Here is a 12,717-nt window from a genome sequence, read left to right on the forward strand (position 1 = left end):
GACGTAATTAATAGCGTGATTCGTTGAGGATAGGTTAGCTAGTTAACTAGCAGAGAGAGAGGAATTATTATGGCAGGAACTATCTATGGTGCAACAGTGTATTATGATGCAGATTGTAATTTGGACGTATTAAAAGGTAAAAAAATTACCGTTCTAGGTTATGGCTCACAAGGTCATGCCCATGCTCTTAATTTAAAAGAAAGTGGTATGGATGTAACTGTAGGGCTTCGTGAAGGCTCTAAATCGTGGCAAGTAGCAGAAAAAGACGGTCTTCCCATTAAGACCACCGCAGAAGCTGTTAAAGATGCTGATGTAGTTATGGTATTAATTCCTGATGAATTGCAGGCTGAAACTTATGAAAAGGATATTGCACCTAATTTAAAACAAGGTGTATATCTTGGGTTTGCTCATGGCTTTAATGTGCATTATAAAAAAATTGTGCCACCAGCTGATGCCAATGTATTCATGGTAGCCCCTAAAGGACCGGGCCATCTTGTACGCCGTACCTTCCAAGAGGGCAGTGGTGTGCCTAGCTTATATGCAGTTGAAAAAGATCCATCTGGCGACACAAAAGAGTTGGCGCTTGCTTGGGCTACAGGCATTGGCGCGGGGCGTGCGGGTATTTTAGGTACGACGTTCCGAGAAGAAACAGAAACAGATTTATTTGGTGAACAAGCAGTTCTTTGCGGTGGTATTTGTGAATTAATGCAAGCTGGTTTTGAAACGTTGACAAAAGCTGGTTATCATCCAGTAAATGCTTATTTTGAATGCGTTCATGAAATGAAATTGATTGTTGACCTTATTTATGAAGGTGGTTTCCATACTATGCGCAGTTCTATTTCAAATACAGCGGAATATGGTGATTATGCTACAGGTACTAAATTAATCACAGAAGATACGCGCAAAGAAATGGAACAAGTATTGGCGGATATTCAGTCAGGGGATTTTGCTGATGAATTCTTAGCCGATTATAAGGACGGTTTTAAGAAATTATATGCGCGCCGTGAAAAAGCAGCTAATCATGAATCTGAAAAAGTGGGAGCTGAACTTCGTGGCTTAATGTCTTGGATTAAAAAATAAAATATCTCCTGTAAAAGGGAACACAAATGAAATTTAATTTGTGTTCCCTTTGTGTTTATGGGGTGAAAATTTTAATAAAGAAAATCTTTATGCATTTCTAACTGATGTGTTACAATAAAAGACGATAAAAGATGATTTTCGTTCGTAACAACACGATTTGTTGGAGGTTATATGCAGGATATAGTAGTTGGTGGCTTATACCGTCATTTTAAAGGGATGTATTATTACGTAAAAGATATTGCTATCCATTCAGAAACAGGCGAGCCTTTCGTGGTATATCAACAATTATATGGTGAGCGAAAGACGTATATTCGTCCATTAGGTATGTTTGCGAGTCCTGTTGATCATGAAAAATATCCTGAGGTACAGCAAAAAGAACGTTTTAAATTGATGTCAGGTCGTGATAAAGGGTAAAAATTAATCGAGTATGATAGGAGGCATGGATGAAAAAGAAATTTTTCTTTTTTGACATTGATAATACATTGGCTGTTTGGCCAGATGGCGTTATTCCGGCGAGTGCGCAAGAAACGTTGGATACATTAAGAGCTAATGGCCATCGAGTAGCTTTGGCGACGGGGCGTCTACAAAAAGATGCGCAACGATTTGCAGAGTTAGCCCGTGTTACTGATTTTGTGGCTGATGGGGGCAAAAGCGTTACGATTAATAATGAAATTGTATTTATGGAAGGCATGGATCGTGAAGCTTGTGTCAAGTATTTGTCTCATTTAGATGAGCTTGGTTTACATTGGGCGGTTACAGATGTGAATGAATTGGTGCGTGTGACCCCTTATGAAGATGTGCTACAGTGGCATCCAGATTGGGATGTATTTAAAACTATATATGATCCAGCCTTTGATTATCGACAGGTAAAGCATTTTTATAAAATTTATGCCTTTATGACACCCGAGCAAGAAGCAAGTAAACAAGTGGTTCATATGACGAAGGATTTGATTCGCTATGGAGAGAATTGTATTCTCTTTGAACCAATGGCTAAAGCAGACGGTGTGCGTCGTATGATTGCTCATTATGGTATGGAGCCAGCCGATGTAGTTGTTTTTGGTGATGGCTATAATGATTTATCCATGTTCAGTTCAGAGTGGCTTAATATTGCCATGGGCAATGCTCGTGAGGAATTAAAGGCGGCAGCTGATTATATTACCTCTGATTGTAAGCGAGATGGTATCTATGAAGCGTGCAAAAATTTTGGCTGGATTTAAGTTGTTGCCCTAGCGTAATTTAATAGCTTATGTTATAATGAAATGTCAAAAGTACCGCTCATATTGTTTGTGAGCGGTTTTTCATATATAGGAGATACGAATGAAACTAATAAAACAGTATGGGAATTGGCGACGTTTGTGTACCGCCGGGCTATTGGGTGTAGCTCTATTAGTAACGAGTGCTTGTGGTGCGGCTCAGACGGATAACACGGATGCGGCTAAACAGGGAAACACAGCTACAGCGCAAGTAAAAACTTTGCAAGCCCCTAATTTAGATAATACGCCAGTAAAAGATCATTATGCTGTGTTTGAAACATCAGAAGGGACTTTTAAAGTTCGTCTGTTTGGAACTAAGACACCGATTACAGTTAAAAACTTTGATTATTTAGTTAATCAAGGCTACTATAAAGATTTAACCTTCCACCGAGTTATTGATGATTTTATGATTCAAGGTGGTGATGATGGGAAAGGTGGGCCAGGCTATACCATTCCTGATGAATTTGTAAATGATTTGCATTTTAATAGAATGGGCCTTTTGGCGATGGCGAATCGAGGTCCTGATACAGGGGGCGCTCAATTTTTTATTACTTTAGGACCGACTCCATGGTTAGATAATAAACATACGATTTTCGGTATGGTTACACAAGGTATGGATGTAGTGGCTAAAATTGGTAAAGTAGCCACGGATAAGAAGGATAAACCGATTGAGCCAGTGGTGATTAAGTCCATTACCTTAGAACCGATTACGGATACACAAGGTAGTGCTAAATGAGGTGCTTATGAGTAAGGACGCCTTTTATACCTACATGGTAGAATGTGCTGATGGTTCTTTGTATACGGGTTGGACCATGGATTTGGTACAACGGGTAGAGAAACACAATGGTGAAATTCCTGGTGGCGCTAAGTATACACGGGCACGTAGGCCAGTTAAATTAGTATGGTATACATCATTTCAGCGTAAGCAAGACGCTCAATCTATGGAATATCAAGTGAAGCGCATGCCAAGAAATCAAAAAAGAGCCTTAGTCGTAGCTTTTGCTAAAGCACATCCTGAGGCTATTGAACAACTTATGACAGAGGCTAAGTCAGGTAGTGAGATGGGCCAAAAATCGGAAGGGAATCTTGGAGAATAGGCTTGGATTTGGGGAAAGAAATTTCTTAAACTTCCTTGTTTTCTATGGTATAATGAACTGATGTATAGTTTATCAAAATAAGCTATGAAGTGAGTTGTAAAAACGCGGAAGGAGGACTTCGATGAAGCGCGTTTTAGTTGGCGTGAAAAGCACGCAACGTGATGCTGACGGGAAAGACGCGGTCATTGAAATGGTTTCTCCCGGTGAATATCACGAAAAAAATGATACAAAATATATTATGTATAGTGAAACCGAACTATCTGGGATGGAGGGTTCACATACAACCATAAAATTGAAACCTCATTCCATTGTGTTAATTCGTAATGGGAAGGTATCTATGCGTCATGAGTATGTTCTTGGTGAAACGCGCCAAACAGTATATGAAACGCCTTTTGGGGAGTTGCATATGGCATTTAAAACTCATGAGTTAGATGCAACGTTACAAGATGGAATTGGTTCAATTCATTTAGGCTATGACATTTCTGTTGGTGGTGAATGGCAATATTACAACCAACTAGATATTAATTTACAGGAGGACTTAGAGTATGGAACTAAAGGACAAGCTCAAGCAAGGAATTGAGGCTGCATTAGCAAAAGCGTTGGCTGCGGGCACATTGCCAGAAGGGACATACCCTGAAGTTGTGCTAGAAGTGCCACCACAGAAAGAATTTGGTGATTTCTCTACGAATATTGCTATGCAGTCTGCCCGAGTTGCTCATATGAATCCAGCTGCTATTGCAGATATTATCATTGCTAATATGGACTATGATTGGTTAGAAAAGGCAGAAAAAGCAGGGGCAGGCTTTATCAATTTCTTCTTAAAAAATGATATGGTGTATGACACTTTGAAATCAGTGTTAGAACAAGGTATTTGCTATGGTACTCAGCCAGTGCGTGAAGATGATACCATTCAAGTAGAATATGTAAGTGCGAATCCTACGGGGCCACTTCATGTAGGTCATGGTCGTGGGGCTGCTTATGGGAGCGCTCTTGTTAATCTATTGCGGGCTGCTGGTTATAAAGTAGAATCAGAGTATTATATTAATGATGCCGGTAATCAGATTGATAATTTAGCCAAATCAATTAATGCTCGCTATTTAGAATTACTAGATATGAAGAATGAATTCCCAGAAAATGGGTATCATGGTCAAGATATTGTAGAAACAGCACAAAGCATTATTAACTGGCGTGGCGATTTCTTTGCTATTTTATCTGATGAAGAACGGTTGCCATTCTTTAAAGAATTTGGTTTGACAGAAAAATTAAATGCTTTGCGTGTAAGCCTTCGTAATTTCAATGTAGAATTTGACCGTTGGTTTAGTGAACGTTCCTTGCATAAGAGTGGGGAAGTTAATAAAGCGGTGCAGTTCTTAAAAGATACGGGCGATGTATATGAAAAAGATGGTGCTTTGTGGTTTGCCTCCACTCATTATGGCGATGACAAAGACCGTGTAGTCATTCGTGAAAATGGCGAACCTACCTATTTAGCATCAGATATTGCGTATCACCGTAATAAATTTGAACGGGGCTTCCAAAAAATGATTAATATTTGGGGCGCTGATCATCATGGCTATGTAGCACGTGTAAAAGCTTCGATGGAAGCGTTAGGCTATAATCCAAATCGTTTGGAAATTCTCTTATTGCAGATGGTAGCTTTATATCGTGATGGGGAGCTTGTTAAAATGTCGAAGCGTACTGGCCAGTCAGTAACGCTTGATGAATTGATTGAAGAAGTAGGCGTTGATGCGGCTCGTTATTTCTTCCTTATGCGTTCCTTGGATAGCCAATTGGATTTTGATATTAATTTGGCCGCCTCTAAGAGCAATGATAATCCTGTATATTATATTCAATATGCCCATGCACGTATCCATAGTATTTTCAATCAAGTGAAAGAAGCTGGCATTGAATATGGTGATTGGACAGGTGTTAAATTTGATACCTTAACAAGTGAGTTGGAATTAGATATTATCAAGAAATTAGGGGCGTATCCAGAAGAAGTTCGTTCTGCTGCTGAACATCGCGCACCTCATCGTATTGCTCGCTATCTCTATGACTTGGCTAGTTTATTCCATTCATTCTATAAACGAGGCCGTATCATGGGCGTAGATAGTGATTTACAACAAGCTCGCTTAGGTTTGATTACTGCGATTGCAGCCGTTTTACACAATGGATTAGATATCTTGGGGATTTCAGCACCTGAAAAGATGTAAGCGTTTGAAAAGAGGTAGCTTTTAGGCGTTTAAGGCATAAGCGAAAGCTTGTAACATTAGTTTTTAAAAACTGTCGCAGTGCGGCGATAGTGTGTATATACCATTCATAGCTTTGGGAGGAATCATGGCAACAAAGTATATTTTCGTAACGGGTGGGGTTGTTTCTTCATTAGGTAAAGGTATTACAGCAGCGTCCTTAGGTCGTTTGCTTAAGAATCGTGGTCTAAATGTTACGATTCAGAAATTTGACCCTTATATCAACATTGACCCTGGTACGATGAGCCCATATCAACATGGGGAAGTGTTCGTTACTGATGATGGAGCAGAAACGGATCTTGACCTTGGTCATTATGAACGTTTTATTGATATTAACTTGGGGAAACGTTCTAATGTAACAGCTGGTAAAGTATATTGGTCTGTTATTAATAAAGAACGTAAAGGTGACTATTTAGGTGGCACTGTTCAAGTTATTCCACATATTACGAATGAAATTAAACAAAACGTATATCGTGTAGGTAAAGAAGATAATGCTGATGTAGTTATTACTGAAATCGGTGGTACCGTTGGTGACATTGAAAGCTTACCATTCTTGGAAGCCATTCGTCAGGTAAAAAAAGAAGTAGGCCGTAATGATGTACTTTACATTCACGTTACGTTAGTGCCTTATATTAGCGCAGCTGGTGAGTTGAAAACAAAACCGACACAACATAGTGTTAAAGAATTACGTAGTATCGGTATTCAACCAGATATCATCGTATGCCGTACAGAAAAACACATTTCTGATGAAATGAAAGAAAAATTAGCGTTATTCTGTGATATTGATCCAGATGCAGTTATTGAAAACCGTACTTGTAATACGATTTACGAAGTGCCATTGATGATGCAAGAAGAAGGTCTTGATGATATTGTAGTTAAAAAATTACAATTGCCAGAAGTGCCAGCTGATATGGAAGCTTGGAAAGAAATGGTAGCTAAGATTCTTCAACCAAATAAAGAGATTACCGTAGCTTTAGTTGGTAAATATGTAGCCCTTCATGATGCGTACCTCAGCGTGGCTGAAGCGTTAACGCATGCAGGGATTGCAACGGATACAAAAGTTAACATTAAATGGGTAGATGCTGAAGAATTAGAAGAAAATGACTGCGATGTAACAGAAATCTATAAAGACGTAGATGGCATTGTGGTACCAGGTGGCTTTGGCTATCGTGGGGTAGAAGGCAAAATCCGCACAATTCAGTATGCCCGTGAACATAAAGTGCCATATCTTGGTTTATGCTTAGGCATGCAGTCCGCTGTTATGGAATTTGCTCGCCACGTTGCAGGATTAGAAGATGCTAATTCTACGGAATTTGATGAAAGCGTAGCAAACCCAGTTATTGACTTAATGCCAGATCAAGTGGATGTGGATCAAAAAGGTGGCACTATGCGCCTTGGTGTATATCCATGTAAAACAGTGGAAGGTACTAAAGTACGGGAAGCGTATGGGGAAGACTTAATTTATGAGCGCCATCGTCATCGTTATGAATTTAATAATGCATTCCGTCAATTATTGACAGAAAAAGGCTTGATTATTAGTGGTACATCCCCAGATAATCGTTTAGTAGAATGTGTGGAAGTGGCTGATCATCCTTGGTTTGTAGGAGTTCAGTTCCATCCAGAATTAAAATCTCGTCCAACTAAAGCACATCCATTATTTAAAGGCTTTGTTGATGCTATTTTAAAACTTAAAGGTATGTAGTTGTGCGTAAAACTGTACGCACAGCGCGTTACCAGCAAATTGCGGCTGATGTAGCTGGTAAAATCGTATCGGGTGGCTACAAGGAAGGGGAGCGTATTTTTGCGCGCTCTGCCTTGTCTGTCCATTATGGAGTATCCCCTGAAACCTCGCGCCGTGCCATAGCTTTATTAGCTGATTTAGGCATTGTTGAGGTAACTAAGGGCAGTGGTTGCACTGTTTTATCAAAAGAAAAAGCCGAGCAATTTCGTATGCAGTTTAATGATTTTGACTCAGTTGATTCATTGCGTCGTGATTTAGACCAGCAAATTGAATCACAGATTAAATCGATGCAGGTGCTAAAAGATACCATGCAGCGATTAAGTGAATCAGTGGGACATTATCAGTATAAAAATCCTTTGCAACCTATGAAGATGGCCATTACTGAAGAGTGCCGTTATTTAGGACAGTCTATTGGCTCTATTCAATTATGGCAACATACAGGGATTACGATTGTGGCCATTGAGTCGCAAGATAAGACTATGACTATATCCCCAGGGCCATATGCTACCTTTACGGCTGGAGAGGAAATTTATTTTATTGGGCCTGCTGATAGTTGGCCTCGATTGAAACGATTTTTATATAGTGAAAACAAGGAAGAGGAAATATAGCTTCTTGTTTATAAATTTTATACAACATAACACAAGTGAGCGCTCAACAGTGGTTGGGCGCTTTTTTGTATGCACTAGATTATAGACAGTGATTATGCATTAAGGTAATAAAAATTATTCTATATTTATAAAAGTCGATATTTGACCAAAGTAACAACTTGGTGATATAATTAGGTTGTCACTTGAAGAAGGGGCAAAATATATAGTTTTAATTAATCCATATAATACGTGAGTTTATATATGTGTAAGCAGCCTGAGGTGACTGCTCATACATAAAAATATATAGTAAGTAAGCGTATTAACAGTTGTAGTTATTATAGCGTGCAGTTAATAGATGTGAGTTGTAGTATTGATTGTAAAAGGCTGTAAGAACTAGAACTGTTAGTTTTTTTAGGGAGGTCTTACATGATTGAAATTAAAAATGTAAAAAAACGCTATGGCAAAAAAGAAGTATTACATGATATTACCTTATCTATCCCTGATGGTGAAATCGTTTCCCTTATCGGTGGTAGTGGTTGCGGTAAATCAACATTACTTAAAATGATTAATCGCTTGATTCCAATTACGGGTGGCGATATTTATGTAAATGGCGAAAATGTTCATGATATAGAACCAGTAGCATTACGCCGTAAAATTGGTTATGTTATCCAGCAAACCGGCTTATTTCCGCATATGACAATTCGTAAAAATTTAGAATTGGTTATGAATCTTCATAATATGCCGCAAGAAGGACGTGCTGAAAAAATTAATGAAATGATGGACTTGGTTGATTTATCCCGTGATTTATTAGATCGATATCCCATTGAATTATCTGGTGGTCAGCAACAACGTGTAGGGGTAGCCCGTGCACTTATCGTAGATCCCGATGTTATTTTAATGGACGAACCATTCTCGGCGATTGACCCTATTACTCGTGTATCCTTACAGGATGAATTGCGTAGTTTACAAGAGACTTTGAAAAAAACTATCGTATTCGTAACTCATGATATGGACGAAGCCATTAAGATTTCTGACCGTATTTGTTTGATGCGTGAAGGGCATGTAGAACAGTATGATACACCAGAGCAGATTTTACGAAATCCAGCTACTGAATATGTAGAAAGCTTTATCGGTAAAAACCGCATTTGGAACTCGCCAGAGTTTATTAAAGCCGAAGATATTATGATAGAAGCAACCAATACAGCCTATCCAACCGATAGTTTGTTGCGTTGTATGAAAAAAATTAAAGATATACCTCAAGACTTTTTAATCGTTATTGATCGTGGCACCCGCCGTTTCAGAGGCCTTGTTAATGCTCGTATGATTCGTGAGCAAGATAGTTTACAAGGGCCTGTTAGTGAAATTATGGCACAGCCTCAGAAGGTGGCTCATATCGGTGATTCCTTATTGGAAATTGTTGAAACAATTCAAACCTTGCACCGTCCGTATATGCTAGTTTTAGATGATTCGGAACGTTTAGCAGGCGTTATTACTCAAAGTAGCTTAATTACTACTTTAGGGAGCCAGTATGTAGATGATGCGGAGGTAATATAATTGAGTATATTTAGTTATATGTTTGAAAATACAGATCAGATTATGCGTCTTTTGTTAGAGCATATTCAGTTGACTGCCATTGCCGTAGGTCTTGCGATTATTGTAGGCTTGCCGCTTGGTATTTTAATTAGTTATGTAAAACCCCTTAATAAACCTGTTATGGGGGCAACCAATTTAATTCAGGCCGTGCCTAGTATGGCTCTATTAGGTTTTGCGATTCCTCTATTAGGGATTGGTACTTTGCCGTCGGTCATTGTAGTATTCCTATACTCTCTATTGCCAATCGTAAAGAATACTTACATTGGTATTAGCCAGATTTCACCAGGGACGATTGAAGCCGCCCGTGGTATCGGTTTAACGCGTCAGCAAATTTTGTGGAAAGTACAGTTGCCGTTGACGTTGCCTATGTTGATGGCTGGTGTTCGTATTTCTGCCGTAACAGCAGTCGGTCTTATGACAATAGCGGCCTTTATCGGAGCTGGTGGTTTAGGTTTCTTAGTGTTTAGTGGTATTAGTTCCGTCAATAATGGTATGATTTTGGCCGGTGCGATTCCAGCCTGTATTTTAGCCTTAGTTATTGACTGGGTATTATCTCAAGTAGAGTCTTTGGTAACGCCTGTAAGTTTACAGCCAGAATTATTAAAAACTAGAGCTACGCTTACAGCGAAACGTCGTCGTCAAAAGTGGAGCGTCGGTATTGTTGTAGCTTTGTTAGTTGTTATGTTTGGTAACAATGTATACAGTAGTTTTGTCAAAGATCCAAATACTATCCGAATTGGTAGTAAGCAGTTTACAGAGCAGTTAGTGCTTGGTAATATGTTATCTGAAATGATTGAAAAAAATACTGATATTAAAGTAGAAAGTCATTTAGGCGCTGGTGGTACGCAGGTGTTATTTAATGCCATGGAAAAAGGCGATATTGATGCCTACATTGATTATACTGGTACAGCGTATGTAGATATTTTGAAACATGATCCTATTAATGATGCAGAGCAAGTATATAATACGTCTAAGCAAGAATTAGCGGATAAACATAAGATTGCTTTGTTGACGGCGGCACCATTTAGTAATACGTATACCTTAGCAGTAGATCCTAAAGTAGCCCAAGAATATAACTTGCATACGATGAGTGATTTGAGCCAAGTTGCTAGCTCTTTGAATGCAGGGACTACGCTTGAATTCTTAAATCGTCAAGATGGTTTATTAGGGGTACAAAAAGAATATGGATTTACCTTTAAAGATGCTAAAGGGATTGACGGCGCTACTCGTTATGTAGCATTAGCTAGTGGTGACGTGCAGGTTGTAGATGCTTTTTCTACGGATGGTTTGTTGAAAAAGTATAACTTAACAGTACTAGAGGATGACAAAGGGGTATTCCCGCCATATTATGGTGTACCTTTGGTTCGTGAAGAAACATTAGAAGCCCATCCTGAATTAAAAGGTGTTATTGACCGTATGATGGCAACCTTAGATACAGAAACTATGCGTGAGTTGAATTATCAAGTAGACGTAGAGCATAAGAACCCTAAAGAAGTAGCTCATAACTTTTTAGTAGCTAAAGGTTTAATCAAATAATAAATAGTATATAAGTAGTATGATTCAGTTAAAATTGAGTTGATTTAATTTGAAATCAGTGAAACTACAGATAATAGCTATATTGGTGGCGATAAGATAAAAGTATCTTATCGCCATTTTTCATAGTTTGCATAATAGATTTTCTAATTTAGATTGATTTTTTTCGTTGTATAGTGTATGATGAATATATAATCAATATAGATTATTTGTTGTTAACAACTATCAATTAAAAATTATTAATTGGTAGCTTATGATGTTATAGTAGATAATAAGGAGTGACTCACACATGGCAATTATTGGTAAAGAACTTCCAGAATTTTCCTTACAGGGTTTCAGAAATCCAGATGTAGTAACCGTAACTAAAGCAGATGTTGTTGGTAAATGGAGCGTATTCGTATTCTATCCAGCTGACTTCACATTTGTTTGCCCTACAGAACTTGAAGATTTACAATCTCATTATGCAGAATTACAGGAAATGGGCGTAGAAGTATTCTCCGTATCCGTTGACTCTGAATTCGTACATAAAGCATGGGCTGATGCATCTCCTAACATCGCTAAAATTCAGTACACTATGTTGGCTGACCAAAAACATGAATTAGCTGATTTCTTTGAAACTTTCTCCGAAGAAGATGGCCGTGCTTATCGTGGCTCCTTCGTAGTTAACCCAGAAGGTAAAGTAGAAACAGCTGAAATCCATAACATGGGCATTGGCCGCTCCGCTGACGAATTAGTTCGTAAAGTGCAGGCTGCTCAGTTCGTAGCAAAACATGGTGATCAGGTTTGTCCAGCAAAATGGAAACCAGGTGCTGATACTTTAAAACCAGGTTTGGACTTAGTAGGTAAACTATAATATAAATAAGTGGTTAGTGCGTCCCTCCCCCTTTGCACTAACTACTGTCATAGATTAGTTTAATCCCTTTTCCTCAAAAAACCGGCGGTGCGAGAGCTTCTCGACCGCTGGTTTTTTCTATCTGGCTGTTCATAATTTTTTATCGGCTCTTATAATTAGTTAGGTGACTGATAAATGGATTGTTATTTAAAATTTTGATAACCTTGTGTGTGATAGGGAGTAAAACTTGATTAATTAAGTATTATGAATTAGAATTTTTATTCATGATTATTATCAAAAACTTGGTGAATTGAAATTATTAGATTTATTGAGGAATTTAGTATATAATATATTACATAGAATAAGGTTAAAGGAATGAAAAGCTAGGGTTTAGTAAAAGGAGTATTGGGTATGGAAGTATCATACGAGAGATTGGCGAGTATTTTTAAGGCGTTAAGTGATGAGACTAGATTGCATATAATCGACATGTTGTCATGTAATGAATTATGTGCTTGCGACATTTTAGCAAGTTTTAATCTGTTTCAATCCACGTTGAGCTATCATATGAAAATTCTCATTGATGCCGGTGTTGTAAATTCACAGCGTAATGGTTTATGGACACGGTATTCAATTAATGAAACTACGTTTGATGAGTTAGTAAAAATTCTGCCTGAGTTATATAAAACTAAAGATGAATGTATTTGTGCTCAGATTAAATACTGTCGCTTAGAAGATAAGCCAGAATAATAGGAGTA

The 12,717-nt window shown here is 38.3% G+C and carries 13 protein-coding genes; all 13 read left to right on the forward strand.

Going from position 1 to position 12,717, the window contains the following annotated elements; genetic code table 11:
- Positions 1–69 precede the first annotated feature (69 nt).
- The 13 genes from ilvC to NFR44_RS05940 all read left to right on the forward strand — a co-directional run bounded on the left by ilvC (position 70) and on the right by NFR44_RS05940 (position 12,709).
- On the forward strand, positions 70–1,080 hold the full coding sequence (gene ilvC / locus NFR44_RS05880; protein WP_251441975.1) for a ketol-acid reductoisomerase: 1,011 nt from the start codon (positions 70–72) through the stop codon (positions 1,078–1,080).
- A gap of 171 nt (positions 1,081–1,251) precedes the next feature.
- Positions 1,252–1,494, forward strand: coding sequence for a DUF1653 domain-containing protein (locus NFR44_RS05885; RefSeq protein ID WP_251441977.1), 243 nt, complete (start codon positions 1,252–1,254; stop codon positions 1,492–1,494).
- A 29-nt stretch (positions 1,495–1,523) separates the two neighbouring features.
- Complete coding sequence (locus NFR44_RS05890; RefSeq protein ID WP_251441992.1) at positions 1,524–2,297, forward strand: HAD family hydrolase; 774 nt, start codon at positions 1,524–1,526, stop codon at positions 2,295–2,297.
- Between the two features lie 100 nt (positions 2,298–2,397).
- Entirely contained in the window at positions 2,398–3,069 is a 672-nt protein-coding gene (locus NFR44_RS05895) for a peptidylprolyl isomerase (protein ID WP_308795373.1), read from the forward strand.
- 7 nt (positions 3,070–3,076) lie between these two features.
- Complete coding sequence (locus NFR44_RS05900; protein WP_251441995.1) at positions 3,077–3,430, forward strand: GIY-YIG nuclease family protein; 354 nt, start codon at positions 3,077–3,079, stop codon at positions 3,428–3,430.
- 121 nt (positions 3,431–3,551) lie between these two features.
- Complete coding sequence (locus NFR44_RS05905; RefSeq protein ID WP_251441998.1) at positions 3,552–4,010, forward strand: YwiB family protein; 459 nt, start codon at positions 3,552–3,554, stop codon at positions 4,008–4,010.
- The gene (gene argS, locus NFR44_RS05910; RefSeq protein ID WP_251442001.1) at positions 3,976–5,640 is read left to right on the forward strand and encodes an arginine--tRNA ligase; all 1,665 of its coding nucleotides are present in this window, start codon (positions 3,976–3,978) and stop codon (positions 5,638–5,640) included. Before NFR44_RS05905 ends, argS begins: the two co-directional genes overlap by 35 nt.
- Positions 5,641–5,764: 124 nt before the next feature.
- On the forward strand, positions 5,765–7,378 hold the full coding sequence (pyrG, locus tag NFR44_RS05915) for a CTP synthase (RefSeq protein ID WP_251442004.1): 1,614 nt from the start codon (positions 5,765–5,767) through the stop codon (positions 7,376–7,378).
- Between the two features lie 2 nt (positions 7,379–7,380).
- On the forward strand, positions 7,381–8,025 hold the full coding sequence (locus NFR44_RS05920) for a GntR family transcriptional regulator (RefSeq protein WP_251442019.1): 645 nt from the start codon (positions 7,381–7,383) through the stop codon (positions 8,023–8,025).
- A gap of 405 nt (positions 8,026–8,430) precedes the next feature.
- Positions 8,431–9,558: a betaine/proline/choline family ABC transporter ATP-binding protein gene (locus NFR44_RS05925; RefSeq protein ID WP_251442023.1), complete on the forward strand. Its 1,128-nt coding sequence runs from the start codon at positions 8,431–8,433 to the stop codon at positions 9,556–9,558.
- Positions 9,559–11,133, forward strand: coding sequence for an ABC transporter permease/substrate-binding protein (locus NFR44_RS05930; RefSeq protein ID WP_251442026.1), 1,575 nt, complete (start codon positions 9,559–9,561; stop codon positions 11,131–11,133).
- A 286-nt stretch (positions 11,134–11,419) separates the two neighbouring features.
- A complete protein-coding gene (ahpC, locus tag NFR44_RS05935; protein ID WP_251442029.1) occupies positions 11,420–11,983 on the forward strand; it encodes an alkyl hydroperoxide reductase subunit C in 564 nt (187 codons plus the stop codon).
- A gap of 390 nt (positions 11,984–12,373) precedes the next feature.
- Entirely contained in the window at positions 12,374–12,709 is a 336-nt protein-coding gene (locus tag NFR44_RS05940; RefSeq protein WP_251442032.1) for an ArsR/SmtB family transcription factor, read from the forward strand.
- Positions 12,710–12,717 lie beyond the last annotated feature (8 nt).

The sequence above is a fragment of the Veillonella intestinalis genome (assembly GCF_943193155.1).
GTDB lineage: Bacteria > Bacillota > Negativicutes > Veillonellales > Veillonellaceae > Veillonella_A > Veillonella_A intestinalis.